The 24,578-nt window shown below is 70.7% G+C and carries 24 protein-coding genes and 1 tRNA gene; 15 read left to right on the top strand and 10 right to left on the bottom strand.

What is annotated here, in order from left to right; all coding sequences use genetic code 11:
- Nucleotides 1-184 precede the first annotated feature (184 nt).
- Entirely contained in the window at nt 185-2,770 is a 2,586-nt protein-coding gene (locus CU044_RS03965) for an SUKH-4 family immunity protein (protein WP_129767016.1), read from the bottom strand.
- Nucleotides 2,771-2,775: 5 nt separating this feature from the next.
- Nucleotides 2,776-3,753 carry an SMI1/KNR4 family protein gene (locus CU044_RS03960; protein ID WP_129767015.1) on the bottom strand — a complete coding sequence of 326 codons (978 nt, stop codon included), beginning with the start codon at nt 3,751-3,753 and terminating at the stop codon, nt 2,776-2,778.
- Nucleotides 3,754-4,214: 461 nt separating this feature from the next.
- Here CU044_RS03960 and CU044_RS03955 point away from each other — a divergent pair, with 461 nt between their 5' ends.
- Both CU044_RS03955 and CU044_RS03950 read left to right on the top strand, forming a co-directional pair.
- Entirely contained in the window at nt 4,215-4,715 is a 501-nt protein-coding gene (locus CU044_RS03955; protein WP_129767014.1) for a YwqJ-related putative deaminase, read from the top strand.
- Between the two features lie 2 nt (nt 4,716-4,717).
- Entirely contained in the window at nt 4,718-5,206 is a 489-nt protein-coding gene (locus tag CU044_RS03950) for an SUKH-3 domain-containing protein (RefSeq protein WP_129767013.1), read from the top strand.
- 112 nt (nt 5,207-5,318) lie between these two features.
- Here the strand turns inward: CU044_RS03950 and CU044_RS03945 are convergent, their stop codons facing one another.
- Nucleotides 5,319-6,662, bottom strand: a complete 1,344-nt coding sequence (locus tag CU044_RS03945; protein WP_129767012.1) for a histidine kinase — start codon at nt 6,660-6,662, stop codon at nt 5,319-5,321.
- A 155-nt stretch (nt 6,663-6,817) separates the two neighbouring features.
- On the opposite strand from CU044_RS03945, the gene CU044_RS03940 reads away from it, so the two are divergent.
- The 6 genes from CU044_RS03940 to pth all read left to right on the top strand — a co-directional run bounded on the left by CU044_RS03940 (nt 6,818) and on the right by pth (nt 12,031).
- A complete protein-coding gene (locus CU044_RS03940; protein ID WP_129767011.1) occupies nt 6,818-7,690 on the top strand; it encodes a hypothetical protein in 873 nt (290 codons plus the stop codon).
- An 11-nt stretch (nt 7,691-7,701) separates the two neighbouring features.
- Nucleotides 7,702-7,772 (top strand) — tRNA-Gln (locus CU044_RS03935).
- Nucleotides 7,773-7,881: 109 nt separating this feature from the next.
- Nucleotides 7,882-9,378 (top strand): bifunctional UDP-N-acetylglucosamine diphosphorylase/glucosamine-1-phosphate N-acetyltransferase GlmU, encoded by a 1,497-nt coding sequence (gene glmU / locus CU044_RS03930; protein ID WP_129767010.1) that lies wholly within the window; start codon nt 7,882-7,884, stop codon nt 9,376-9,378.
- A 109-nt stretch (nt 9,379-9,487) separates the two neighbouring features.
- A complete protein-coding gene (locus CU044_RS03925) occupies nt 9,488-10,465 on the top strand; it encodes a ribose-phosphate diphosphokinase (protein WP_129767009.1) in 978 nt (325 codons plus the stop codon).
- 230 nt (nt 10,466-10,695) lie between these two features.
- Nucleotides 10,696-11,286, top strand: coding sequence for a 50S ribosomal protein L25/general stress protein Ctc (locus CU044_RS03920; protein ID WP_129767008.1), 591 nt, complete (start codon nt 10,696-10,698; stop codon nt 11,284-11,286).
- A gap of 148 nt (nt 11,287-11,434) precedes the next feature.
- Nucleotides 11,435-12,031: an aminoacyl-tRNA hydrolase gene (gene pth, locus CU044_RS03915; RefSeq protein ID WP_129767007.1), complete on the top strand. Its 597-nt coding sequence runs from the start codon at nt 11,435-11,437 to the stop codon at nt 12,029-12,031.
- 66 nt (nt 12,032-12,097) lie between these two features.
- On the opposite strand, the gene CU044_RS03910 is transcribed toward pth, so the two are convergent.
- Both CU044_RS03910 and CU044_RS03905 read right to left on the bottom strand, forming a co-directional pair.
- Nucleotides 12,098-12,535, bottom strand: a complete 438-nt coding sequence (locus tag CU044_RS03910) for a VOC family protein (protein WP_129767006.1) — start codon at nt 12,533-12,535, stop codon at nt 12,098-12,100.
- Between the two features lie 115 nt (nt 12,536-12,650).
- A complete protein-coding gene (locus CU044_RS03905) occupies nt 12,651-13,997 on the bottom strand; it encodes a diacylglycerol kinase family protein (protein WP_240045320.1) in 1,347 nt (448 codons plus the stop codon).
- Between the two features lie 182 nt (nt 13,998-14,179).
- Between CU044_RS03905 and CU044_RS03900 the strand changes: the two genes are divergently transcribed.
- Both CU044_RS03900 and CU044_RS03895 read left to right on the top strand, forming a co-directional pair.
- Nucleotides 14,180-14,596: an SHOCT domain-containing protein gene (locus CU044_RS03900; RefSeq protein WP_129767004.1), complete on the top strand. Its 417-nt coding sequence runs from the start codon at nt 14,180-14,182 to the stop codon at nt 14,594-14,596.
- A gap of 149 nt (nt 14,597-14,745) precedes the next feature.
- The gene (locus CU044_RS03895; protein WP_129767003.1) at nt 14,746-15,243 is read left to right on the top strand and encodes a hypothetical protein; all 498 of its coding nucleotides are present in this window, start codon (nt 14,746-14,748) and stop codon (nt 15,241-15,243) included.
- A 104-nt stretch (nt 15,244-15,347) separates the two neighbouring features.
- Here the strand turns inward: CU044_RS03895 and ppc are convergent, their stop codons facing one another.
- Nucleotides 15,348-18,077: a phosphoenolpyruvate carboxylase gene (gene ppc / locus CU044_RS03890; RefSeq protein WP_129767002.1), complete on the bottom strand. Its 2,730-nt coding sequence runs from the start codon at nt 18,075-18,077 to the stop codon at nt 15,348-15,350.
- Between the two features lie 253 nt (nt 18,078-18,330).
- Here ppc and CU044_RS03885 point away from each other — a divergent pair, with 253 nt between their 5' ends.
- The 3 genes from CU044_RS03885 to CU044_RS03875 all read left to right on the top strand — a co-directional run bounded on the left by CU044_RS03885 (nt 18,331) and on the right by CU044_RS03875 (nt 20,761).
- Nucleotides 18,331-19,338 carry a fatty acid desaturase gene (locus CU044_RS03885; RefSeq protein ID WP_193563867.1) on the top strand — a complete coding sequence of 336 codons (1,008 nt, stop codon included), beginning with the start codon at nt 18,331-18,333 and terminating at the stop codon, nt 19,336-19,338.
- Complete coding sequence (locus CU044_RS03880) at nt 19,338-20,033, top strand: TetR/AcrR family transcriptional regulator (protein ID WP_129767038.1); 696 nt, start codon at nt 19,338-19,340, stop codon at nt 20,031-20,033. Before CU044_RS03885 ends, CU044_RS03880 begins: the two co-directional genes overlap by 1 nt.
- A 125-nt stretch (nt 20,034-20,158) precedes the next feature.
- The gene (locus tag CU044_RS03875) at nt 20,159-20,761 is read left to right on the top strand and encodes a Uma2 family endonuclease (protein WP_129767001.1); all 603 of its coding nucleotides are present in this window, start codon (nt 20,159-20,161) and stop codon (nt 20,759-20,761) included.
- Nucleotides 20,762-20,781: 20 nt separating this feature from the next.
- On the opposite strand, the gene CU044_RS03870 is transcribed toward CU044_RS03875, so the two are convergent.
- Nucleotides 20,782-21,654 (bottom strand): trans-aconitate 2-methyltransferase, encoded by an 873-nt coding sequence (locus CU044_RS03870; RefSeq protein WP_129767000.1) that lies wholly within the window; start codon nt 21,652-21,654, stop codon nt 20,782-20,784.
- A 129-nt stretch (nt 21,655-21,783) separates the two neighbouring features.
- Here CU044_RS03870 and CU044_RS03865 point away from each other — a divergent pair, with 129 nt between their 5' ends.
- Nucleotides 21,784-22,278, top strand: a complete 495-nt coding sequence (locus CU044_RS03865) for a MarR family transcriptional regulator (RefSeq protein WP_129766999.1) — start codon at nt 21,784-21,786, stop codon at nt 22,276-22,278.
- Here CU044_RS03865 and CU044_RS03860 read toward each other — a convergent pair.
- Complete coding sequence (locus CU044_RS03860) at nt 22,240-23,181, bottom strand: response regulator transcription factor (protein ID WP_129766998.1); 942 nt, start codon at nt 23,179-23,181, stop codon at nt 22,240-22,242. The two genes, CU044_RS03865 and CU044_RS03860, sit on opposite strands and share 39 nt — an antisense overlap.
- Nucleotides 23,182-23,426: 245 nt before the next feature.
- Between CU044_RS03860 and CU044_RS03855 the strand changes: the two genes are divergently transcribed.
- Nucleotides 23,427-23,873: a GNAT family N-acetyltransferase gene (locus tag CU044_RS03855; protein WP_129766997.1), complete on the top strand. Its 447-nt coding sequence runs from the start codon at nt 23,427-23,429 to the stop codon at nt 23,871-23,873.
- 37 nt (nt 23,874-23,910) lie between these two features.
- Here the strand turns inward: CU044_RS03855 and CU044_RS03850 are convergent, their stop codons facing one another.
- Nucleotides 23,911-24,285, bottom strand: coding sequence for a type II toxin-antitoxin system VapC family toxin (locus tag CU044_RS03850; protein WP_129766996.1), 375 nt, complete (start codon nt 24,283-24,285; stop codon nt 23,911-23,913).
- Nucleotides 24,285-24,527 (bottom strand): type II toxin-antitoxin system prevent-host-death family antitoxin, encoded by a 243-nt coding sequence (locus tag CU044_RS03845; RefSeq protein ID WP_129766995.1) that lies wholly within the window; start codon nt 24,525-24,527, stop codon nt 24,285-24,287. Before CU044_RS03845 ends, CU044_RS03850 begins: the two co-directional genes overlap by 1 nt.
- Between the last annotated feature and the right edge of the window lie 51 nt (nt 24,528-24,578).

Below are 24,578 nucleotides of genomic sequence, written 5' to 3'. Positions count from 1 at the left end.
CACCCCCCGGGCCATACCTTCAACAGGGGGGAGCAGTCATGCCGGTCCCGGAGGCCGGGAGCCCCATTGCGGAACCACGAAAAAGGTAATGGGGGGGGGCGCCCCGGCCGTCCGTCAGGTCCGGGTCACTGCGTCCAGGTCACTGCGTTCAGATCACTGCGTCCAGGTCGCTGCGTTCAGGTCGTCAGAGCAGTCCGTCCCACATCTGCTCCAGCAGCACCGACCACCAGTTCTCCGGCGACGACAGCGCCGCCGGGTCCAGCGCCGAGAGCTGCGCCTGGAAGTCGACGGTCCAACGGCCCGCCTGCTCCGGGTTGAGACCGAACCTCAGCCGCCACATCCGTCCGAGCAGCGCCAGCGAGCGCGTGAACTCCGGCAGTCCGGTGTTCACGAACTGCGGAGGCACCGGCTGTCCGCCCGGACCCGCCTCGACCGGTACGGCCATGATGTGCGCCGTACCGTACTGGACACACAGCGCGCGGCCGAAGTCCGTGCCCATCACCAGATACGACCCGGCGTCGGCGGCCGGCCGCACCTGCCGCTGCGCGGCCACTTCGGCCAGCGTCGGCACCACCGGCTGGGCGGGCTGCGCCCAGAAGAACGGCCCGAAGTCGGCCGGCAGACCCGCCCATACGAGCGTGCGCGCCACGAGCTCCGGCACGCCCTGACGGGACACCGCCCGCTGGTCGAACCGGCAGATGCCCTGCGGACCGAACGCGCCCATCAGCTCCTGCGCGACCCCCTCGGGCGGGATCGGCGGCGCGGGCGGCATCTGCGGCAGCGGAGCGCGCACCGGCGCGGGCCGCGCGGGACCGTCCGCGACCTGGTGCAACTCGCCCTGATGCGTGAGCAGATGCCGCATGCCCTGCTGCCTGCTGGCGTGGTCCTGGCCGTACGGGGCGACGCTCGTGATCCGCACCTGCGGCCAGGTCTCCCGGATCATCCGGGCGCAGTAGCCGCCGGGCAGCTCGCAGGACTCCAGCTCCGTGTGGAGTTCGAGCACCTGCTGCGGCGGCACGTTCATGGCGCGCAGCTCGTGCAGGATCTGCCACTCCGGGTGCGGGGTGCCGGGCGCGGAGCGGCGGATGAGCTGGGCCTCCGAACCGTCGGGCGCGCGGTAGCGCAGCACGGCCTGATAGCCGGGGCCGACGGTCGGCAGACCGGACGGCTGCTGCGGATAGCCGTACGCCGGGGGCTGGGCGTGCGGAGCCGCCGGCGGTACGGGACCGCCGGGGACGGGGCCACCGGGTACGGGGCTCCCCGGCGGCATGCCGGGAGGCGCTCCCGGCGGACCGGGCGGGCTGGGCGGACCGGGCGGGCCAGGCGGCTGCGAGCCCGTCTGTCCCGTCTGTCCCGGTCCCGCGAGCATGGTCGCCGCGTGGTGCACGCCCCCCGGGGGCGTACCAGGAACCCCCGGAGCGCCCGGAGGCCGTGGCGGCTGCGGTGCCTGGCCGCCCAGGCTCGCGTCCGCGAACATCGTCGCCGCGTGATGCACCCCACCCGGCGGCGTACCAGGAACCCCCGGCGGACCAGGGGGACCAGGAGGGCCAGGAGGGCCAGGAGGCTGCGCAACGCCAGGCGCGCCAGGAGGTCCAGGAGGGCCCGGAGGCCCAGGAGGCCCAGGAGCGGCCGGAGGCTGTGGTCCGTTGGCGCCGGGTCCGCCGAGGCTCGGAGCCAGCTGCGTCGGCAGATAGCCACCCGCCGGAACACCGGGCCTACCGGGACCCGACGGCGGCGGGGTCGCACCCGGCGGACGCGCGCCGGGGACGCCGGGCGGGCTCGGCGGCGGCGGAGTCGTCGCACCACCACCGCGCGCACCACGCGGCGGTACGGGTGCCTTGCTGGTCGCGGCGTCGGCGATATCGGCGGCCCCCGCACCTGCGCCGGGCCCGCCCCCGGACGCCGCGCCGGCACCGGAACCAGGCCGCCCGGATCCCCCGGACTCCGGCCCCGGCGCCTGTCCCGCCGGCCCCGGGGCGACCGCGGTACGCGCCAAGTGACCGCCGCCCGACATCAGCGCGGTCGGCGCCTCGGCAGCCACGCCCGGCGGCGGTGTGTCCTCGTCGTCCGTCCCCGAGAGCGGCGGCGCGAAGACCGTCGCGGGCAGCGGTACGGAACCGTCCTCCGGCACGGCGGACGAACCGTTGGTGTCGGTCCCGGCCCAGGGCGTGGCCCCGGTCGGCACACCCGGCGTCGAGGCGGGCACCCCGTCGTCGGAGGTGGGCTCGTACCCACCGGACCAGGCGGAGCTGCCCTGCGAGGCGTTGCCCCCACCGGGCGACCCGCCCGTACTCGAAGCGCCGCCACCCGAAGCGGCGGGAGCGGGTACGGGAGCGGGTACGGGTGAAGGAGAGGAGGACGAAGAGGAGGACGGATCCTCCGGCGTCCGCCCGTCCGGAATCCCCAGCTTGTCCGCCGCGTCCTGGAGCCACTCCGGCGGCGTCAGCAGGAACGACGTCTGATTCAGGTCGATACGCTGCGGCGCCTCAGGAGCGGCCGGCGCCACCGCGGGCGCCCCGTACTCCTCCTCGTACCGGCGGATCACCTCACCCACCGGAAGCCCCGGCCACAGCGTCGCCTCACCGCTGTCCCTGGCGATCACCAGGCGCTGCCGGCCTCCGTCCGACGTCGGACCGCCCTCGCGGTCCTCCGCCCACACCACGAAACCCAGCTCGAACTCCCGTACCCGCACCTCACGATGCTGGTAACCGGGCAGATCGGCGTTCACCCACTCTTCCGCGCGCTCCTGCGCCTGAGCGAAGGTCACCATCGCGCTCACCCCTCCACCGGGACGGCGCGCGCGAAGCCGCCGTCCACCATCAGGTTCGCCACGGTCTCCAGCTCCGGCGGATTGCCCGCCAGCCGCAGCAGGAAGGCGTCGAAGTCGTCACCGCAGGGCAGCAACAGCCGCTCCACCCGCTCCGCCACGCTCCAGCCGTCCTGGTCCCTGGCGTCGTCGTACGCGCAGAACCAGACAGAACCGACCCGGTCGCCCTTGACCTTGACCGCCAGAATGCCGCCCTGGACGAAACCGACGGCCAGATAGTCCTTGGTCAGATGGTCCCGCAGGCACTTGTTGACGTACACCAGGTCATTGACGGCGGCCACGTCCCGGACGGTCAGGAGCGGCTGGTCCACCAGCAGTCCCAGCTCCGCGTCCAGCGCCGCGCCCACCGGCGCGCAGCCGCCGGCCGCCTTCAGGAACGAACGGTACGCACCCGGCAGCCGGTAACCGAGGTCCTCCTCCACCCCCTGCAACTGCTGCTCGCTGACCGGCAACGAGCCCTTCGGCAGCCCGAAATGGGCCGGCCGGGTCTCCTGGAGAGGACGCGTCCCCCGCTTGCCGTGGTCCACGCGCGTCGTCGCCAGCCCGCCGTGATGGCGCAGCAGCGCCTTCACCTCGACCGGAATCAGCACCATCCGGCGCGAGGCCGGCAGATGGTGCCACGTCCAGCCGTGCGGTGTGGCCACCGACGGGATCGTGTCCCACAGCTCATGCCCCGCGGCGGCCAGCGCGGCATTGGCCGACACATAGTCCGTGAGCCGCAGTTCGTCCACGCCGAACCCCTCGGGGGGCTCGGCTATCTCCGCGGCGGCACGCGCGTACGGCGAGAAGTCCGGATAGCCGTCGTCATCCACCCGTACACCTCTGGGGTGACGGGAGGCCCGGACCGGATCCGGGAAATGCACGACCTGCCCGGCGTAGGCCGCGTTCGGTGGCGCGGCTTGCTGCCCGAGCCGACCTGTCGTCATGGCGGTTGCCCCCTGCTGCGCTTCCGGCTGGTTCCACAGCCCTGGTTGCAGGACAGCCTATGTGGTGGGGCAAGAGGGGATCCGACGCTCCTCCCCCGGCCGTATCCGCCCGTTCCGACGCCCTGTCCGACGCCCGTTCCGACGCCCTGCCCGACACCCGTCGCGGCGCCGCCACGCGCCCGTCCCCACCTCGCTTCCAACTCCCGCCCGCGGCCCCGGCGCCTCTGTCCCGTCTCCGCCGCGTACGCCGATCGGGCGTACTCCTACGGGACCGGCCGACCCCGTAACCAACGGTCACGCAGGCGTGACCCAGCGCCGACGCCACGCCACGATCCACGCCCCAGCTTCCCGACAGCGCGCCGCATTTGGCAGGCTGTGCAGGCGAACAGGGGCGTGACAGCGGGAAAACGGGGGCGTGAACGAGCGGCTGTCCGGCCGCCGGCACCGGGAGGGGACAGCACATGCACACCGCACCAACCGACGCGTCCGGGGACCCACGCCTCAGCTGGAGCAGCACCGAACCACACCGTCCACCGCTGCTCCACCGACGCCGGGACGGCATCCTGCCCGCCGTCGCCGCCGCGCTCTCCGTCCGCGGCGAGACCCTCACCTGTACCGCGGGCAAGGCCGACCAGCCACCCGTACTCCACCCTCTCGTACAGGACTTCCTCGACACCCTCACCAGCGGCCAGCGCGAACGTTTCACCGGCCGCTGCCCCGAGGCGATCCTGCTCTCCCGCCATCTGACCGCCGCCGAGGCCGGACGCTCCAAACGCGCGAGACGAAAACCCCTGTCCCACAGCGAGGCACGCCGCTCCCTCAAACACGCCAAGCTGACCGCCCGCCGCATCCGTGAGGACGGCGACCCGCAGCACGGCAGCTACGCCCCGCCCTGCCGCTCCTGCGCGCCGCTCCTCGCTCACTTCGGCGTACGGCCCGTCGACCCCACCGAGAACGGCTGAGCATGCGCGACCTCCACACCACCCGCTTCCCCGTCCCCGTCGACGCCGCACTGCGCGAGGCAGGCTGGCAGCCAGGACGCTGGGACATACGGCAGGCCGAGGAGTGGGCCGACGCCCTGCGCGCGCACATCACCCCCGCCGGCCACCGGCACGCCGTCTTCCCCGCCGCCGTCGAGGCGTGGGCCGAATTCGGCGGGCTGCGCGTCATCGCGCCCGGCCCCGGCCGCCAGATCGCCCCGGCCGTCGTACGGATCGACCCCATGGCGGGCATCCACCTCGCCCGTACGCTCGCCGACCTCGGCCGCTCCCTGGACACGGAGATCAGCCCGCTCGGCGAGGAGGGCGACGGACAGGCCACCCTCGCGATCGACAGCACGGGCCGCGTCTTCAGCATCGACCACACCGGCGACTGGTACCTGGGACCGGACCTCGACCGGGCGCTCGGCACACTGCTCACGGGCCTGGAACCGGCGCGCCTGACCTCGGGCTGACGCCCGGGGCGAACCGGGGGCCGAGACGCGCCCGCTTCCGAACCCGACGGACCGGACGGCCAGGACGGCCAAGACGGAGAGACGTCAGACGTCCGGCATCAGGCGTCAGGCGTCAGGCGGCCCGGCGATGCGGCAGCACCGCCGACACGCGGAAACCCCCCGCGTCCGTCTCACCCGAGACGAACACCCCGCCCAGCGCCATCACCCGCTCCCGCATCCCCAGCAGACCGTTGCCGCCGCTCGGCAGCCCCACATCCTGCGCGCCACCGTCCGAAGGCCCGTTCTCGACCTGCATCGCGACCTCCTCCTCACGATGCGCCAGCCGGACCATCACCTTCGCGCCCGCCGCGTGCTTCAGCACATTCGTCAGCGCCTCCTGCACCACGCGGTACGCCGTCTGCTCCACCTCGGGCGCGTACGCACGGGACTCGCCCTGCACCGTCAGCTCCACGACCATCCCCGTGTCCCGGGACTCCCCGACCAGCACCTCGATGTCCCCCATACCGGGACCGTCCTCCGCGGCGGCGGCAGCGGCGGCAGCGGCGGCAGCGCCCACAGCCGCCAGCGGCACCGCCGCCGGAGCGTTCGCCGGCACCGCGTCCGACGCCCGGCGCGCCGCCACCTGCTCCCCGGCCCGCAGCACCCCGAGCATCTCCCGCAGCTCCGTGAGCGCCTGCCGCCCCATGTCCCCCACCAGAGCGGCGTTCTTCACCGCCTTCGACGGATCCTTCAGCGCCACCGCCTGGAGCGCCGCCGCGTGCACCACCATCAGACTCACCCGGTGCGCCACGACGTCATGCATCTCCCGCGCGATCCGCGTCCGCTCCTCCGTACGCGCCCACTCCGCACGCTGCTCGGCCCGGTCGGCCAGCAGCGACAGCTCCTGCTCCAGACTGTCCGCCCGCTCGCGCAGGCTCTCCATCAGCCGCCGCCGCGCCCCGACGTAGAGCCCGAACAGCACCGGCGGCGCCGTCATCCCCAGCGACATCAGGACCGCGACCATGGGCACGTACCACTGCGCCGAATCGAACCCCGAGTCGGCCACCACGTTCTGCCGCGTCCGTACATACGTGACGATCAGCGTCCCGACCAGCGACATACCGGCCAGCGCGCCGACGATCCGGCGCGGCGTCTCCGCGGCGGCGAGCGTGTACAGCCCGACCAGGGTCATCAGATAACCCATCTCCGCGGGTGTGATCGCGACCGCGACAAGCACCACGACGAACGGCCACCGCCGCCGTACCAACAGCACCGCACCGGCCAGCAGCCCGAAGGCCACCCCCAGCGGCACGGGCAGCGTGGCCGCGTCCGCGAACCTGATCCCCTCCAGCCCGCACTCCAGCGCCGACACCAGCGCCAGCCCCACATCCAGTACGGCACTGCGCCGTCGTCCCCACCACCACCAACCGCGAGCGTTCGCGCCCGCGGCGTCCTGATGTGCCCCCGTTGTGGTCATGTCTCCCAGCCTACGGGCGCCCGCTCCCCATTTTCCGGCGACCGCCGCAGCACGAACCGGGACGGGACACGCGGGGAAGGCACATCGATACCTCGAACTGGTGAATCGCCCGCACATTCGAGCCGGACGTCCGCATTCCGGACGACGATCTCCGCATGACAGCGATCCACGGCGGATACGCCGATTTCGAGGGACTGCGGCAACAGGCCGTCGCACTGCGCCGCCAGGGCCTCAGCCGCCGCCAGATACGTGACCGGCTCCACGTACACAACAACGACATCCTCAACCGCCTCCTGGAGGGCGAGCCGCCCCCGGACTGGACGACACGCCCGAACGCGAAGGACGACCTGCGCGCGAGGGCGCGCGAGCTGCGCCTGAAGGGGCACACGTACGACCGGATCCAGTTGGAGCTGGGCTGCTCGAAGAGTTCGATCTCCCTGTGGGTACGGGATCTGCCGAAGCCGGAGCGGCGCGAAGCGGCGGAGCAGGCGAAGCTGGCGGCCCGGAAACGCTGGGACCACGAGCTGGCGGTACGTGACGAGAGGCGTCAGCGGACGAAGGCCGCGGCGACGGCCGAGATCGGCGCGATGTCCGACCGCGAACTGTTCCTGCTCGGCGTCGGCCTCTACTGGTCGGAAGGAGCCAAGTCCAAGGCCCACCGCCCACAGGAGAGAGTGAGCTTCATCAACAGCGATCCGCAGATGATCGCTGTCTTCCTGGCGTGGCTCGGCCTGCTGGGCGTCGAGCGGGAGCGATTGCGGTATCAGCTGCAGATCCATGAGTCCGCCGATGTACCAGCCGCCGAACGCTTCTGGGCGGACGTCGCGGGCGTCGACATCGCCGCCCTCGGCAAGACGACACTCAAGAGACACAACCCGAAGACCGTCCGCGGGAATGTTGGCGACGGCTACCACGGGTGCTTCGTCGTTCGCGTATCACAAAGCGCCGATATGTACCGTCGCATCGAGGGCTGGTGGTACGGCATAGTGGGGGCTGCACTCGCGCCCGACCCATCAAATCGGGCATAGGCGACAAACCATCCCGGGTCGTCTAAAGGCAGGACAAATGGTTTTGGTCCATTGAATGAGGGTTCGATTCCTTCCCCGGGAGCTGCGCAGTTCGGGTCCTGACCTCGCCGGTCAGGACCCGTCCTCGTTTCCGTCCCGAAACCCACCGGTATCCTGCGGTTGTCCATCACCCGAAGCCGAAGGGCATTCCCGTGAGCGCCAACCTTCCCCAAGTTCTCGGCTCCGCTCGAACAGGGGAGACCCCACCGGCCGCCGTCGTCGTTCTCGCAGCGGGTGAAGGAACCCGCATGAAGTCGAAGACCCCCAAGGTTCTGCATGAGGTCTGCGGGCGCTCACTCGTCGGGCATGTCGTGTCCGCCGCCCGCGAGCTGGGCCCCGAGCAGCTCGTCGTGGTCGTAGGACACGCGCGTGAGCAGGTCGAGGCGCATCTCTCCGCCGAGCACGCCGGTGTCCGCACCGCCTACCAGGCCGAGCAGCACGGGACCGGCCATGCCGTACGGATCGCCCTCCAGGAGCTGGGTTCCACGCCGCACGGGACCGTGATCGTCGCCTGTGGCGACACCCCGCTGCTCTCCGGCGACACGCTCAACGCGCTGGCCGCGACGCATGCCGCCGACGGCAACGCGGTGACGGTGCTGACCGCCGAGGTCCCGGACTCGACCGGGTACGGGCGGATCGTCCGGGACGGGGCGAGCGGCGCGGTCACGGCGATCGTGGAGCACAAGGACGCCACCGACGCGCAGCGCGCGATCCGCGAGATCAATTCGGGCGTCTTCGCGTTCGACGGGCCGCTGCTGGCGGACGCGCTGGGCAAGGTGCGTACGGACAACAGCCAGGGCGAGGAGTACCTCACCGATGTGCTCGGCATCCTGCGGGAGGCGGGCCATCGCGTCGGCGCGTCGGTCGCCGTCGATCACCGCGAGATCCTGGGCATCAACAACCGCGTGCAGCTGGCGGAGGCGCGCCGGCTGCTGAACGCGCGGCTGCTGGAGCGGGCGATGCTGGCGGGGGTGACGGTGGTGGATCCGGCGTCGGTCCTCGTCGATGTGTCGGTCACGTTCGAGCAGGACGCGGTCGTGCATCCCGGTACGCAGTTGCTGGGCGCCACGCAGCTGGGCGAGGGTGCCGAGGTGGGCCCGAATTCGCGGCTGAAGGACACGGTGGTCGGCGCGGGTGCGCGGGTGGACAACACGGTGGCGGACGGCGCGGAGATCGGTGAGGCCGCCTCGGTGGGGCCGTACGCGTATCTGCGGCCGGGTACGCGGCTGGGTGTGCGGGCGAAGGCCGGTACGTACGTGGAGATGAAGAACGCGACGATCGGTGAGGGCACGAAGGTGCCGCATCTGTCGTATGTCGGGGATGCGACGATCGGTGAGTACACGAACATCGGTGCCGCGAGCGTGTTCGTGAACTACGACGGTGAGGCGAAGCACCACACGACGGTCGGCTCGCACTGCAAGACGGGCTCGGACAACATGTTTGTGGCGCCCGTCACGGTGGGGGACGGCGCGTACACGGCGGCGGGGTCGGTCATCACGAAGGACGTACCGCCCGGTTCGCTGGCCGTGGCCCGGGGCCAGCAAAGGAATATCGAGGGTTGGGTGGCCAGGAAGCGGCCGGGGAGTGCCTCCGCTCAGGCGGCTCAGGCGGCCGGGACCACCTCGGTCGGTGACGAGAACGAAAGCTGACCGGAAAGAGATGCGCCGATCTCGGCGTACCGTGATAACTGCACGATTCGGCTGGCTCGCAGGGACGCGCGGGTGCAGCGGCCATCAACACGTCTGAGGAGACAGTGCTGTGACCGGGATCAAGACGACCGGCGAGAAGAAGTTGATGCTCTTCTCCGGCCGCGCCCACCCCGAGCTGGCCGAGGAGGTCGCGCAACAGCTGGGTGTCGGGATTGTGCCGACCAAGGCATTCGATTTCGCCAATGGTGAGATCTACGTGCGCTATCAGGAGTCGGCCCGTGGCGCGGACTGCTTCCTGATCCAGAGCCATACCGCTCCGATCAATAAGTGGATCATGGAACAGCTGATCATGATCGATGCGCTGAAGCGGGCCTCGGCCCGGAGCATCACCGTGATCGTGCCGTTCTACGGCTATGCCAGGCAGGACAAGAAGCACCGTGGCCGGGAGCCGATTTCGGCCCGGCTGGTCGCCGATCTGATGAAGACCGCGGGGGCTGACCGGATCCTGACGGTCGATCTGCACACGGACCAGATCCAGGGCTTCTTCGACGGTCCGGTGGACCATCTCTTCGCGCTGCCGGTGCTGGCGGACTATGTGGCCGGGAAGGTGGACCGGTCGAAGCTGACGGTGGTCTCGCCGGACGCGGGCCGGGTTCGGGTCGCGGACCGCTGGTGCGACCGGCTGGGGGCGCCGCTGGCGATCGTGCACAAGCGCCGTGACAAGGACGTCGCCAATCAGGTGACCGTCCACGAGGTCGTCGGAAATGTGGCCGGCCGGGTCTGTGTCCTGGTGGACGACATGATCGACACCGGTGGCACGATCTGCGCGGCGGCGGACGCGCTCTTCGCGCACGGCGCGGAGGACGTCATAGTGACGGCCACGCACGGCGTGCTGTCGGGTCCGGCGGCCGACCGGCTGAAGAACTCGAAGGTCAGCGAGTTCGTCTTCACGAATTCGCTGCCCGATCCCGGCAACCTCGACCTCGACAAGATCACGGTCCTGTCGATCGCGCCGACGATCGCCCGTGCGGTGCGTGAGGTGTTCGAGGACGGTTCGGTGACCAGCCTCTTCGAGGAGCAGGCGTAACGGTACTTCTGGGTTCTGGCGCAGCGCCCGCAGCGCTCCCGCAGCGCCCGTGAGCCCTGGGCCCGCAAGATCGATTTCTGAGGCGGCCTCCCCGCCGGGTAGACTCAGCGAGTTGCTCGGCGAGGGAGGCCGCACTCATGTGCGGCGGTCCGTTATCGACGCGCTCTTCGTAGCAGGCCTGTCGTGGCCGGGTGACGGCCGATTTCCTGTCACCTACGAGGAGTGCCGTCATGGCTGAAGTGAAGATCAGCGCCGAGGTCCGTTCCGAGTTCGGCAAGGGCGCCGCCCGCCGTACCCGTCGTGCCAACAAGGTCCCCGCCGTCATCTACGGCCACGGCGCCGACACCGTCCACGTGACCCTGCCGGGCCACGACCTGATGATGGCGCTGAAGACGGCGAACGCGCTGATCTCCCTGGACATCGAGGGCCGCAAGGAACTGGTCATCCCGAAGGCCGTCCAGCGCAACGCGATCAAGGGCCACATCGAGCACGTCGACCTGCTCGCGGTGAAGCGCGGCGAGAAAGTCACGGTCGAGGTCGCGGTGCACACCGAGGGCGAGCTGGCCCCGGGCGCCAACCTGCTGGAGAACGTCCTCAACACCCTGACCGTCGAGGCCGAGGCCACCCACATCCCGGAGTCCGTCACGGTCTCCATCGCGGGTCTGGACGCCGGTGACTCGATCGTCGCCAAGGATGTCCCGCTGCCGTCCGGCACCACGCTGGTCACGGACGAGGACGCGGTCGTCATCCAGATCCTGGCCGCGCAGGCCGAGGAGCCGTCCGCGGACGAGGCCGAGGCGGCCGAGGGCGCCGAGGGCTGATCCGTACGCTGTGCCCCACGGGGTGGCGGGCCGGGGCCCGCCACCCCGTTCGGCTGTCCGTACGCCCCCGGCCGACTCCGGTCCGCTTGATCCACCCGATGCACCTTGATCCACCCGATCCATCCGATCCAGAGGAGACGCAGCGCGGATGACCACGGATGCCAATGCCCCCTGGCTGATCGTCGGCCTGGGGAATCCCGGGCCCGGTTACGCGGCCAACCGGCACAATGTCGGGTTCATGGTGGCCGATCTGCTGGCGGAGCGTATCGGCGGTTCCTTCAAGCGGGCGCAGAAGGCGCAGGCGCAGGTGATCGAGGGCCGGATCGGGCCGCCGGGTCCCGCCAACCGCCGGGTGGTGCTGGCCAAGCCCGCCTCGTACATGAATCTGTCCGGTGGTCCGGTGACCGGGCTGCGTGATTTCTACAAGGTCCCGACGGCGAACATCGTCGCGATCCATGACGAGCTGGACATCGACTACGGCGTGCTGCGGCTGAAGCTGGGCGGCGGGGACAACGGCCACAACGGTCTGAAGTCGATGACGAAGGCGATGGGCCCGGACTACCACCGGGTACGGTTCGGGATCGGCCGGCCGCCGGGCCGGATGCAGGTCGCGGACTTCGTCCTGAAGGACTTCTCGTCGGTGGAGCGCAAGGAGCTGGGGTACTTCGTGGACCGCGCGGCGGACGCGGTGGAGGCTCTGGTGATCGAGGGACTCGAACGCGCGCAGAGCACGTACAACTCCTGACGCGACCCTGGGCGACTCCTGACGCGACTCCTGACGCGACTCCTGACGGGCCGGTGCATTCCGCTGTCAGACCAGGCAGAACTCATTTCCTTCCGGATCAGCCATCACCACATGGTCGGGCCTGCCGCGCAGGCCCTCCTCACGAACCACGGTCGCCCCCGCGGCGGTCAGCCGCTCCACCGCCTCGACCACGCGCGGCCATCGCACCTCCCACGGTGTCTCACGGCCGCCGCCGACCTGTATGTCCAGATGCACGCGATTCTTCGCCGCCTTGGGCTCCGGCACTTTCAGGAAGGACACCTGGGGGCCCGCCCCCTCGGGATCACAGAGGTACGCGCCGTCGTCCCACTCGTCTTCCGGGACCTCGTGATGGGAGAACCATTCCTCCCAGCTCCCGAATCCCGTGGGTGCGTGCTTCTCCGTATAGCCCAGCGCCAGTGCCCAGAACTCCGCCAGCTTCGCCGGGTGCGCGCAGTCGATCGTCAGACTCCAGCTGGTCGCCATGCGGTGCTCCTCGGTCGGTTGCGGCCGACGCTACCGCGCACCTCTGACATCACGGTCGGCGAGGACATCACGGCCGGCGAGCGTTCTCGCCCGCGGCCCGCGAAGCCGCCGTCGGTCAGCGCGGGTCACGCCCCGCCGCGGCCCGTCCCACCGTCAGGGCCTGTCCGCGCACTCTGCGCCAGTTCATCGGCGGCGCCCCACGCGGCACACCCGGGCGGTGACGGGGCAGTCGTACGCGCAGCGCGCCCGGCTCGATCCGGCAGCGTACGGGTACGGGCACGGTGAGGGCCTCGCCATCGACACCGGCCGGGACGAAGGGTGCGTCGGCGTCGATGACGACCTGCCGGGCGGTGGCCGAGGTCAGCCCGAGCGCACGCCGGCCGCGCAGCAGCGAGGCCGCCTGGACCGCGTTGTCGACCTTGACGCCGAGCACTCCCAGGACGCCGGAATCCAGCCGGTCCCGGTATCCCAGGCCCGCGGGATCCCCCATCCGGTAAGGGTTGTTGCTCACCAGGACGGCTTGAGGTCCGTCGACGGCGACGGAATCGGCGCGCACCTTCAGGCGCGGGCCGCTGTGGTGGGTGAGCAGGTCCGGCAGCAGCTGAAGGGTCGTACGGGCCTTGTCGTCGCGGTAGGCGGGGCTCCGCACCACGGTCGCGTACGCCCCGAAGGAGGCGTTGTTGACGAAGACGCGCTCCCGGCCCGCCTCCGAGGGCTCTCCTGCGTCTCCCCCGCCGATGAAGCCGAGGTCGACGCGGATCTCGACGCCGTCGGTGAGCGCCTGGAGGCACGCGGACGGGTCCTCGCGGTCGAGGCCGAGGTCCATGGCGAAATGGTTACGGGTCCCGGCGCAGATGACGACGAACGGAACGTCGAGCTCCATCGCCACGCCCGCGACCAGGGCCTGCGTACCGTCGCCGCCCGCGACGCCGAGGAGATCGGCGCCGTCGTCCACGGCCCGCCTCGCCAGCTCGGCCACGTCCTGCGGATGCGCGGGGTCCAGCACGACGACTTCGGCGCCCAGAGCCCTGGCCTTGTCCACCAGGCGGAACCTCTCGACCTTCCCGCCGCCCGAGCGCGGGTTCATGATGAGGAACGGCCGTCTCGGAGGAGCGGCCCGGGGTTCCGGCGTGGGCGGCGGGCCGGGGTCCGCCAGTGCCGTTCTGCCGGCGGATACCGCCAGCACCCACAGGGCGAGCGAGACGAGCACCACCCACAGCACTCCGGCGACGGCGTAGAACACCAGGACGGCGACCGGTGCGCCGGTCGCCAGTACGAGAGCGAGCGCCCTGGCCGGACCTGTGCGCGCGAGCACCCACCACAGGGCGGCGGCCGTGACGGCCAGTCCTGCCACCCCCACCCCCACCAGCGCTACGCTCCGCAGCCCGGCGGACACCAGGAGGACCAGCGGGGCCGCCGTTCCCGCCGCCAGTGCGAGGCGTGCGGCCCAGCGTCTGTCCACGCGATCAAGCCTCCCGCCGGTCGGACCGCCCCTGTCCTCCATTCCACCGACCCGGTCCGCGGACCGCATCTCCGGCGGTCGCGTGGCGATCAGCGGCTGGGCGCCCGACCATGGAAAGGGTGAGCCGTCGGCCCCGCCGTGCGGCTCGGACCGCGGGGGGTGGCGTGGATTGGGAGAGGACAATGGACGGTTCCGTGTATCTGGCGTACGACTATCCGCTTCTGGGCGCGTTCTGGACCATGCTGTGGATCTTCCTCTGGATCCTGTGGTTCGTCCTGCTCTTCCGGATCATCGTTGACATCTTCCGCGACGACGCCATGAGCGGCTGGGCCAAGGCCGGGTGGCTCGTCCTCGTGATCGTTCTCCCCTTCGTCGGCGTCCTCGTGTACGTCCTCGCTCGCGGCAAGGGCATGGGCAGGCGGGAGACGGAGCATGTGCGGGCCCAGCAGAAGGCGTTCGACTCCTATGTGCGGGAGACCGCCAGGGGTTCGGGGGAATCCAGCGAGGTCGAGCAACTCGCGAAACTCTCGGAGATCCGCGCCAGGGGCGACATCTCCGACGAGGAGTTCCGCCGGGCCAAGGAGAAGATCCTGCACTGACCGCGGGGACGGGCAGACCGCGGGGACGGGCGGGGTCGACGGTCAGGGCGGCACGGGCAGCGTCCCGACGGCTCTCCGACGGCTCTCCGGCAGTTCTCTCACGGCGCTGAGTTGACCGGGCGCATGCCTATGGCCAAAGATCCCGCCCTATGGGACGGACGACAGAGCGGAAGCGGCGGAAGCGGAACTCCTCCGGCCGTGTGCTCTCCTTCGGCCGGCGAGCGGTGATGGGCTGCGTCGCCGCGCTGCTGCTCGTCGCGGCCGTCTGGACCTCGTGGGACTCCGCCCACCACGTGGTGCTCTCCAAGGGCCGTGAGCACGGCACGCTCACGGTGTCCCGCTGCGCGGACGGGACCTGCACCGGGCCGTACGATCCCGACGGCCCCGGCGGCCCCCGCGCGGGGATGTCCATCGAGCAGTCGGTCGCCGTCAAGAAGGGCGAGCGGTTCCCGGTCGTCGTGAAGCCGGGCACCGATGACCTGGTCCGTACCGGCATGGCGGGGCTGCTGTACGCGTGGGTGCCGCTGGGCGGGGCGCTGCTGCTGGCCTCGCTCGTCATCGGCGGCGGTCTGCGGATGACCCGGACGGCCTGGGGGACGGCGCTGGCGGGCGCCGCGCTGCTGCTGGCCACGTTCTTCGCCCTCTGAGAAGCGGGCACGTCGTGGGTACGACGCCGCCCCCGGCCCGGAGATCCGGGCCGGGGGCGGTCGTCGCGTCCGTGGTACGTGTACGTGCGTACGGGTGACCGCGGTCAGCCGGTGTTGCGCAGCCCCGCCGCGACCCCGTTGACCGTCAGCAGGAGCGCCCGCGCCAGCAGGGGATCGGGCGCTTCCTGCCGCTCCGCCGCCGCGCGCTGGCGGGCGAGCAGCGAGACCTGGAGGTAGGAGATCGGGTCGAGGTAGGCGTCCCGGATCGCGAAGGTCTGCTGGAGCGCCGGGTTGGAGTCGAGGAGCTTCTCGCCGCCGGTGATCCGCAGCACCTCCTGGACGGTGAGCGCGTGCTCGGCCTCGATGGCGCCGAAGACGTGCTTCAGCTCGTCGGGGACGAGGGTGTCCACGTAGTGGCGTGCGATGCGCAGGTCCGTCTTGGCGAGCGTCATCTCGACGTTCGACAGGAAGTTCTGGAAGAAGTGCCAGTGCTCGTACATCTCGTCGAGCACGGTGTCGGGTCCGGCCTCGCGCAGGGCCTTCAGGCCCGAGCCGACCCCGTACCAGCCGGGCACGATCTGCCGCGACTGCGTCCAGCCGAAGACCCAGGGGATGGCGCGCAGTCCGTCCAGACCTGCGCCGGAGTCGGGCCGCCGGGAGGGCCGGGAGCCCAGGTGGAGGTCGGCGAGCTGGTCGACGGGGGTGGAGGCGAAGAAGTACGCGGGCAGGTCGGGGTCCTCGACCAGCGCGCGGTACGTGGCGTGCGCGGAGTCCGAGACGGTATCCATCGCCGAGTCCCAGCGGGCCAGCGCCTCGTCGGACTGGCGCGGCGCGGTGTGCAGGGCCGAGGCCTGGAGGGTGGCGGCGACGGTCAGTTCCAGGTTCTCCCTGGCCAGGGAGGGGATCAGATACTTGTCGGAGATGACCTCGCCCTGCTCGGTCACCTTGATCTCGCCCTCCAGCGTGCCCCAGGGCTGGGCGAGGATCGCGTCGTGCGAGGGGCCGCCGCCGCGGCCGACGGTGCCGCCGCGGCCGTGGAAGAGGCGCAGCCGTACGCCGTGCCGGTGGGCGACGTCGCGCAGCCGGCGCTGTGCGCGGTGGATCTCCCACTGCGAGGTGGTGATGCCGCCGAACTTGGACGAGTCGGAGTAGCCGAGCATGACCTCCTGGACGTCGCCGCGCAGCGAGACGAGCCGGCGGTAGGAGGGGTCGGCGAGCATCTCGTCGAGGATGACGTCGGCGGCGCGCAGTTCGTCCGTGGTCTCCAGCAGCGGGACGATGCCGATCTTGGCCCAGCCGCCGTGCAGGTCGAGGAGTCCGGCCTCGCGGGCCAGTACGGCCGCCGCGAAGACGTCGTCCGCGCCCTGGCACATGGAGATGATGTACGACTCGATGACCTCGGGCCCGAACCGTTCGAAGGCCTGGCGGACGGTGTGGAAGACACCGAGGGTCTTCTCGCCCGCGGCGTCGAGCGGCGCGGGGGTGGGGGCGAGCGGCCGGCGGGAGCGCAGTTCCTTGGCGAGGAGCTTCTGCCGGTATTCGCGCGGCATGTCGGTGTAGCGCCAGGACTCCTCGCCGAGGCGGTCGAAGAGCTGTCCGAGCGCGTGGTGGTGGGCGTCGGCGTGTTCGCGTACGTCCATGGTGGCGAGCTGGAGGCCGAAGGCGGCGAGCGTACGGATCGTACGGTCCATGCGGCCGTCGGCGAAGAGGCCGCCGCGGTGCTGGCGCAGCGAGGTCTGGATGAGGGTGAGGTCGTCGAGCAGTTCGGCGGTGCCGAGGAAGTCGCGGCCGGGCTGGTGCGGGGTGCCCTTGGCGAGGCGTTCGCGGGTGTTGACGAGCTTCTGGCGGATGCAGGTGGCCTTGAGGCGGTAGGGCTCTTCTGCGTTGAGCCGCTTGTAGCGGGGGCTGATCTCCGGGAGGCGTGCCAGGTCGGTCTGGAGGGAGTCGAGGAGTTCGTCCGTGGCGCCGGTGTAGCGGATGGAGTTGGAGAGCAGGCCGCGCAGGTAGTCGATGAGTTCGATCGCGTCGGTGATGCCGTGCTCGTGCTGGAGGATCAGTACTTCGCGGGTGACCTCGGGGGTGACGTTCGGGTTGCCGTCGCGGTCGCCGCCGATCCAGGTGCCGAAGGTGAGCGGGCGGGTGCCGGGGGGCAGTTCGACGCCGACGCGCTCCAGTTCGGCGACGAGGTCCTCGAGTACGTCGCCGACGGCGCCGACGTGGAGTTCGTCGAGGTAGTAGATGGCGTTGCGGGCCTCGTCGGCCGGTTCGGGCCGTACGACGCGCAGTTCGTCGGTCTGCCAGATCAGGTCGATGGACTCGGCGAGCCGCAGATCGTGGCGGCGCCGGTCGGAGGCGATGACGGGTGCTTCGAGCAGTTCGGCGATACGGCGGAGCTTGTTGAGTACGGAGCGGCGCGCGGCTTCGGTGGGGTGCGCGGTGAACACGGGCCGTACGTTGAGGTTCTTGACGGTTTCGCGCAGATGCTCGGGGTCGGCGTCCTTGAGCCGGTCCGCGGTGCGGGCGAGGAGGCCGCCCTCGGCGGCGCGCCGTTCGCGCATTTCCCTGCCGCGGTGGACCTGTTCGGTGACGTTGGCCAGGTGGAAGTAGGTGGAGAAGGCGCGCACCAGCTTGGCGGCGGTCTCCAGGTCGGTGTCGCCGAGCAGCTCGGCGGCGGCTTCTCCGTTCTCGCGCGTCAACGCGCGTACTCGCTCGACGAGGTCGAGGAGCTCCGGGCCTTCCTGCCGTACGAGGGTCTCGCCCAGGAGGTCACCGAGACGGCGGATGTCTGAGCGCAGCTCCGCGCTGGCGGATGAGGTCTGGTCGGCACTGCTCACAGGTGCGGCTCCTTGCAGTGTTTGAGCACGTCTGGAGGGTTCTGGAGGCGTCAGACCTTCCGGGAGAAGGTCTCGCGGACCGCGCTGTCCGACGACAACAAGGATAGGTGTCCTTCGCTTGGTGTTATCCACAGGCCTCTTGCCGCGCCGTGCGGCGCTGCCATACTTACGATGCCGTAGGTTACGCACCCGTATCCAACCTTCTGCCCTATTCGTACTTCTGACCTACTCCTCACCCCCAGGGGACCCCCTCATGCCCACACCCCCCGATGTGATCGACGATCCCTCCACTCCCCCCACCTCTTCCACCGGCTCGGACGCCGATGGCACCCCGCTTCCCTCCGCCACGCTCGGCGGGGACAGCAAGGGGTCCATCGAGCAGATCGCCCTGCTGCTCTTCATCGCCGTGCCCTTCGTGGCGCTGCTCGCGGCGGTGCCGCTGGCGTTCGCCTGGGGCGGCGTGAGCTGGCTCGATCTGGGTCTGATGGTGGCGATGTACTACATCGGCTGCCACGGCATCACGATCGGCTTCCACCGCTACTTCACCCATGGCTCCTTCAAGGCGAAGCGCCCGCTGCGGATCCTGCTCGCCGTGGCCGGTTCGCTCGCCGTGGAGGGCCCGCTGGTCCGCTGGGTGGCGGACCACCGCAAGCACCACAAGTACTCGGACGCGGAGGGCGACCCGCACTCCCCGTGGCGGTTCGGCGAGACCCTTCCCGCGCTGATGAAGGGCTTGTGGTGGGCGCACATCGGCTGGCTCTTCGACGAGGAGCAGACGCCGCAGCACAAATACGCGCCCGATCTGATCAAGGACCCGGCGATCCGCGCGGTCTCGCGCCAGTTCGCGCTGTGGACGGTCGTCTCGCTGTCCATCCCGCCGCTGGTGGGCGGGCTGGTGACGATGTCCTGGTGGGGGGCGTTCACGGCGTTCTTCTGGGGCTCGCTGGTGCGGGTGGCGCTGCTGCACCATGTCACGTGGTCGATCAACTCCATCTGTCACGCGGTCGGCAAGCGCCCCTTCAAGTCCCGGGACCGCTCGGGGAATGTCTGGTGGCTCGCGGTGCTGTCCTGCGGCGAGTCCTGGCACAACCTGCACCACGCGGACCCCACCAGCGCGCGGCACGGCGTGCTCAGGGGCCAGCTCGACTCCAGCGCCCGGATCATCCGCTGGTTCGAGCTGCTGGGCTGGGCGTCGGACGTCCGCTGGCCGAGCGCTTCCCGGCTGGACACTCGCCGCAAGAGCGCACCCGCCAAGGCATGATGGGCACCGTGGCGATCGACGGCAGCACGAGCGGCAAGGGCAGCACCGACAAGGGCCGGACCACGGGAGGGCGGCGGACCCGCAGGGTCCGGATGACCGGTGCGGAACGGCGCGAACAGCTGCTGGACATCGGCCGCACCGTCTTCGCCGAGAAGGGCTTCGAGGCCACGTCGGTCGAGGAGATCGCGGCGAAGGCCGGGGTCTCCAAGCCCGTCGTCTACGAGCACTTCGGCGGCAAGGAGGGCCTGTACGCGGTGGTCGTGGACCGCGAGATGCGCCAGCTGCTGGACATGGTCACCAGCGCCCTCACCGCCGGCCACCCCCGTGAGCTGCTGGAACAGGCCGCGTTCGCACTGCTCGACTACATCGAGACGTATACGGACGGCTTCCGCATCCTGGTCCGCGACTCTCCGGTGGCGCAGTCCACGGGCACGTTCGCCTCGCTGATCAGCGATATCGCCACCCAGGTCGAGGACATCCTCGGCATGGAGTTCAAGGCCCGCGGCTTCGACCCGAAGCTGGCGCCGCTGTACGCCCAGGCGCTGGTGGGCATGGTGGCGCTGACGGGCCAGTGGTGGGTGGACGCGCGCCGCCCGAAGAAGTCCGAGGTGGCGGCGCATCTGGTGAACCTGGCGTGGCACGGCCTGGAGAACCTGGAACCGAAGCCGCGGCTCATAGGCCACCGCAAGATCTGAGACCGGCGCCCGTTGATCATGCGGTCAGCCTCAGGGGCAAACGGTCACTCATTGTGATGACGACGTCGTTTCTCCACCGCTACGGTGGAGAAACAGGGCCGAGCATTCCGTCCATGGGAGGAATCATGACCGCAGAGCCGGTCAAGGCCACGCATCAGTGGCCTGTGCCCCCGCAGGACGGCTACACCGTGGACGATCTGTTCACCCTGCCAGGACTCCCGCCGCACACCGAGCTGATCGACGGGAGCCTTGTTTTCGTGCGTCCGCAGCGCCGTTTCCATGCCCGAATGATCGACCTGCTGGTGACCGGCCTGAGCCGGTCGGCGCCGTCGGATGTCGAAGTCGAGCGAGAGATGACCGTCATCCTCGATCGCCGCAACGGCCCTGAGCCTGACGTTCTCGTCGTCCGGGCCGAGGCGGCCACCGACCTGGAACAGACCCGCTTCGAGGCGGCCGACCTGCTGCTTGCCGTCGAGGTGGTGTCCCCGGACTCCGAGGCGCGTGACCGTGAGAGCAAGCCACACAAGTACGCCACGGCGGGCATCCCGAACTTCTGGCTGGTCGAGATGGCCGGCGCCGACCGGCATCCGGTCGTACGCGTCTACGAGTTGGACCCGCTCTCAAAGTCGTACCAGCTGACGGGCATCCACCACGACCGTCTCAAGCTCAGCGTCCCGTTCACCATCGACCTGGACATCACTCTCGACGCGCTGAAGCGTCGGGCCTGAGCGCGGCGGTCCAGCGGGGCTCACCCCGCCTTGTGCGCGACCGCGAAGATCCGGCGGAACGGGAAGACCGTGCCGTGCGGGCCCGGGGGGTAGGCGGTGCGGAGCAGGTCGCGGTACTGGGCCGTGAATTCCTCCGTGGCCGCTTCGTCGCCCTCCAGCGCGGTGAGGACGGGCCGCAGGGCCGTGCCCTTCACCCAGTCGAGCACCGGGTCCTCGCCGGTGAGGAGCTGGAGGTACGTCGTCTCCCAGACGTCCGCCGCACAGCCGAGGTCCGAGAGGCGCGTGAGGTAGTCCGCGGGCTCCAGGACGCGCACGGACCGCAGCGCCGGGAGGTCGAGCCGGTCGCGCCAGCGCGGGGTGGCGCACAGTTCGGCGAGCAGGGCGTGGCTGGGGGCGGTGAAGTTGCCGGGGACCTGGAAGGCGAAGGTGCCGCCGGGGGCGAGGGCGCCGATCCAGCCGGCGAAGGACTCGGGGTGGTTCGGCACCCACTGGAGGGCCGCGTTGGAGACGATCAGGCCGTACGGTTCGCCGGGCGTCCAGTGCGCGGCGTCACCCTCCCGGAAGTCCAGCGCACCACCGCCCGGGGTGGGCCCCTCGTACCCCTCGCGGGCCCGGTCGAGCATCGCGGGCGAGTTGTCGAAGCCGGTGATCCGGGCGGCGGGCCAGCGGTCGGCGAGGAGCGCGGTCACATTGCCGGGGCCGCAGCCGAGGTCGGCGATCCTGACGGCTCCTCCGTCGCCCGCGGGGGGCTCGGGGATACGGGCCAGGAGATCGAGGAACGGACGGCTGCGATGGCCGGCGTGCCTGAGGTACTGCGCCGGGTCCCAGGTCGCGGCGGGCGGCTCGGCGGACAGCTCGTCGGACGAGGAGGAACGGGACGGTGCGGAGTGCATGGTGGAGCCCCCATCGCGGTCGCGGAGTACACCGCGGGAGCGGCCCACGGCGGTCGTCTCCCACCCTGCACCGCCATATATCTTGACGTCAAGAGACTTCATGTCGAGGCACCCTCTACACTGATCGTCATGGAGGACGAGGTCGACCGACTGGTCGCAGCATGGCGCCGGGAGCGCCCCGACCTCGACGTGGAACCACTCGAGGTGCTCAGCCGCGTGAGCAGGCTGGCCCGCCATCTCGACCGCGCGCGCCGTATCGCGTTCTCGGAGCACGGCCTGGAGCCGTGGGAGTTCGACGTACTGACCTCGCTGCGGCGCGCGGGCGCCCCGTATCAGCTCTCGCCCGGCCAGCTGCTGACACAGACCCTGGTCACCTCGGGCACGATGACGAACCGTATCGACCGGCTCGCCAAGAAGGGCCTGGTCGAGCGATTGCCCGACCCCAGCGACCGGCGCGGCGTGCTGGTACGGCTCACCGCCGAGGGGCGGGACCGCGCGGATCAGGCGCTCGCCGGGCTGCTCGCCCAGGAGCGCGCGATCCTCGCCGAGCTGTCCCGCGCCCAGCGCGGTGAACTGGCCGGGCTGCTACGCCAGTTGACCGCCCCGTTCGACAACGTTCCCTAGCGGCGGCACCAGATCGACCGGCCCGACGCCCGCGCGGCGGGCCAGGGCGACGGCGGCCAGGGTGGAGTGGACGCCCAGCTTCCCGAGCACGTTCTGCATATGCGTACGGACGGTGTGCGGGGAGAGGAAGAGGCGTTCGGCGACGGCCTTGCGCCCCAGTCCCGCGACCATGCAGCGCAGCACCTCGCGCTCGCGCGGTGTCAGCGACTCGACCAGCCGCTCGCTCTCCGTACGGTGTTTGCGCGCGGCCGTCAGCTCGCGCAGGACGCCCGTGAGCAGGGCGGGCGGCAGATGCGTCTCGTCCCGAAGGACGCCCCGCATCACGGCGAGCAGCCGTTGCAGCGAGCAGTCCTTCGCGACCCATCCGGAGGCGCCCGCCTGGAGCGCCAGGGCGGCGCGGTGCGGGTCGTCCTTCTCGGCGAGCACGACCGTACGGACGGACGGCTGGCCCGAACGGACCCCGGCGACCAGCGAGATGCCGTCGACCAGGGCGATGTCGCCGTGGTCGGGCACGGCACGGGCGACCGGTACCTGAACCGGCCCGCCGCCCTGAGCGGAAGCCGGTCCCGATGCCGGTCCCGATGCCGGTCCCGCCGTCCCGTTGGCCGAGCCGTTGAGGTTGAGCGAGCCGTTGAGCGAGCCGTTGACCGAACCGCCCACGGTCCCGTTGAGCACGCCGTTGACCGAACCGCCGGCCGCGCCCGGGACCGTGCCCAGATCGGCGTCGACCAGCATCACATCGAACCTGCGCCCCTCCGCCGCCGCGCGTTCGAGACAGCGCAGCGCGGCGGGGCCACTGCCCGCGGCCGACACGTCGACGTCGGACTCGGCCGCGAGTGCGGCGGCGAGCGACTCGGCGAAGATGCGATGGTCGTCCACCACGAGAACCCGGATACGTACCAATGGACACCCCCTGAAGGCGGGTGGCCGACATCGCGGGCACGGCGCCCGGTACGCGGGGCGACAGGTCAACGACGCGGCCGCCGCCGCCTGATGACCGCTGCCCCATCCCGGGCGTCGTACCCGACGTGTCTCCACCCCTGAACAGCACCGGCCCCCACCGGTGCTTTTTCCCAGCGTACGGGCGCGGGCCCGAAGCGGAAGGAAATTCGCAGAACTCGTTGGCCGCCCTGTTTATGGTGGGCCCCATGTTTCGTATGGAGACAGAAGTCGACAACGAACGGCACGCCGCGCTCGGCGAACGGCTGGGCGCGGCCAACTCGCACCGCTCACCGGTACTGCGCGCGCTGCGCACCAGTCCGCTGGGCGAGGAAGTCCCGCTCCAGGTCTGGCTGCTGGACGACACGACGGGCGAGCTGGCCGGCGGCCTGGCGGGACGCACCTGGGCCCGCTGGCTCCACGTGGATCTGCTCTGGGTCGACGACCGCCATCGCGGCGGGCGCCTGGGCAGCCGGCTGCTGGCCGAGGCGGAGCGCGTGGCCAGGACGGAACGCGCGTGCGCGCGGGCGCGCCTGGAGACCTGGGACTTCCAGGCCCCGGACTTCTACCGCAAGCAGGGCTACCAGGTCGTCGGCGAGGTCACGGACTACCCGCCGGGCGTGACGGAGTACATCCTGATCAAGGCGTTGACCTGAGCAGGGCACTCGCCTGAATCGTGCGTGCGCCGACGGGCTACACAAGCATGACCTGGACGTCGTAGTGCGGAATCCACTTGTCACGGGTCACGAGTGTCATGCCCTCGGTCTGCGCCTGAGCGATGAGCAGCCGGTCGAAGGGATCCCGGTGATGTGCCGGCAGCCGGCCCGCACGCACTCCATGCCCCGCGGTGATCGACAGTGGAGTGAACTGACTGTCCCGGGCACGCTCCGCCAGGTCCTCGGGTCCTTCGAGTTTGCCGAGCGACTGCTTGATGGCGATTTCCCATGGCGACACCGCGCTGACATATACGGAAGGCTCTTTGTCCAGCAGATCCTTGACCCCGTCGTCCAGATCAGGGGAGTCGGCCAGCCACCACAGGATGATGTGGGTGTCGAGCAGCAGCCTCATCAGCACATCCCGAAAGCGTCAGCGATGTCGTCGGGCAGTTCGTCGAAGTCGTCGTTGATACGGATCCGCCCTTTGAGGGAGCCGCGTCCCGTCCGCCTGACTTCCGGCCGCAGCGGTATGACCTTCGCGACCGGCACCCCGGCCTTGCTGATCACGACTTCCTCGCCGGTGGCCACCTGCTCCAGGATGCGTGAAAAGTGCGTCTTCGCCTCGTGCACGTTGTACTGACGGGCTGCTTCCATGGCTGCTGCCTCACAGGCGTTCAAGGGCGGACTAAGCACTGGACTAAGTTT

It is taken from the genome of Streptomyces sp. L-9-10 (assembly GCF_004151105.1).
Lineage (GTDB): Bacteria > Actinomycetota > Actinomycetes > Streptomycetales > Streptomycetaceae > Streptomyces.
Note: the sequence above shows the minus strand (reverse complement) of the source record. Positions and strands in the feature narration are given on the sequence as shown.

Coding starts and splice junctions, on each gene's coding strand:
- CU044_RS03945 (WP_129767012.1), bottom strand. CDS start 6,662: ATGACCACAACGGGGGCACATCAGGACGCCGCGGGCGCGAACGCTCGC.
- CU044_RS03955 (WP_129767014.1), top strand. CDS start 4,215: ATGCACACCGCACCAACCGACGCGTCCGGGGACCCACGCCTCAGCTGG.
- CU044_RS03895 (WP_129767003.1), top strand. CDS start 14,746: ATGGGACGGACGACAGAGCGGAAGCGGCGGAAGCGGAACTCCTCCGGC.
- CU044_RS03875 (WP_129767001.1), top strand. CDS start 20,159: ATGACCGCAGAGCCGGTCAAGGCCACGCATCAGTGGCCTGTGCCCCCG.
- CU044_RS03870 (WP_129767000.1), bottom strand. CDS start 21,654: ATGCACTCCGCACCGTCCCGTTCCTCCTCGTCCGACGAGCTGTCCGCC.
- CU044_RS03885 (WP_193563867.1), top strand. CDS start 18,331: ATGCCCACACCCCCCGATGTGATCGACGATCCCTCCACTCCCCCCACC.
- CU044_RS03855 (WP_129766997.1), top strand. CDS start 23,427: ATGTTTCGTATGGAGACAGAAGTCGACAACGAACGGCACGCCGCGCTC.
- CU044_RS03880 (WP_129767038.1), top strand. CDS start 19,338: ATGGGCACCGTGGCGATCGACGGCAGCACGAGCGGCAAGGGCAGCACC.
- CU044_RS03900 (WP_129767004.1), top strand. CDS start 14,180: ATGGACGGTTCCGTGTATCTGGCGTACGACTATCCGCTTCTGGGCGCG.
- CU044_RS03845 (WP_129766995.1), bottom strand. CDS start 24,527: ATGGAAGCAGCCCGTCAGTACAACGTGCACGAGGCGAAGACGCACTTT.
- CU044_RS03865 (WP_129766999.1), top strand. CDS start 21,784: ATGGAGGACGAGGTCGACCGACTGGTCGCAGCATGGCGCCGGGAGCGC.
- CU044_RS03950 (WP_129767013.1), top strand. CDS start 4,718: ATGCGCGACCTCCACACCACCCGCTTCCCCGTCCCCGTCGACGCCGCA.
- pth (WP_129767007.1), top strand. CDS start 11,435: ATGACCACGGATGCCAATGCCCCCTGGCTGATCGTCGGCCTGGGGAAT.
- CU044_RS03910 (WP_129767006.1), bottom strand. CDS start 12,535: ATGGCGACCAGCTGGAGTCTGACGATCGACTGCGCGCACCCGGCGAAG.
- CU044_RS03940 (WP_129767011.1), top strand. CDS start 6,818: ATGACAGCGATCCACGGCGGATACGCCGATTTCGAGGGACTGCGGCAA.
- CU044_RS03960 (WP_129767015.1), bottom strand. CDS start 3,753: ATGACGACAGGTCGGCTCGGGCAGCAAGCCGCGCCACCGAACGCGGCC.
- CU044_RS03850 (WP_129766996.1), bottom strand. CDS start 24,285: ATGAGGCTGCTGCTCGACACCCACATCATCCTGTGGTGGCTGGCCGAC.
- CU044_RS03965 (WP_129767016.1), bottom strand. CDS start 2,770: ATGGTGACCTTCGCTCAGGCGCAGGAGCGCGCGGAAGAGTGGGTGAAC.
- CU044_RS03920 (WP_129767008.1), top strand. CDS start 10,696: ATGGCTGAAGTGAAGATCAGCGCCGAGGTCCGTTCCGAGTTCGGCAAG.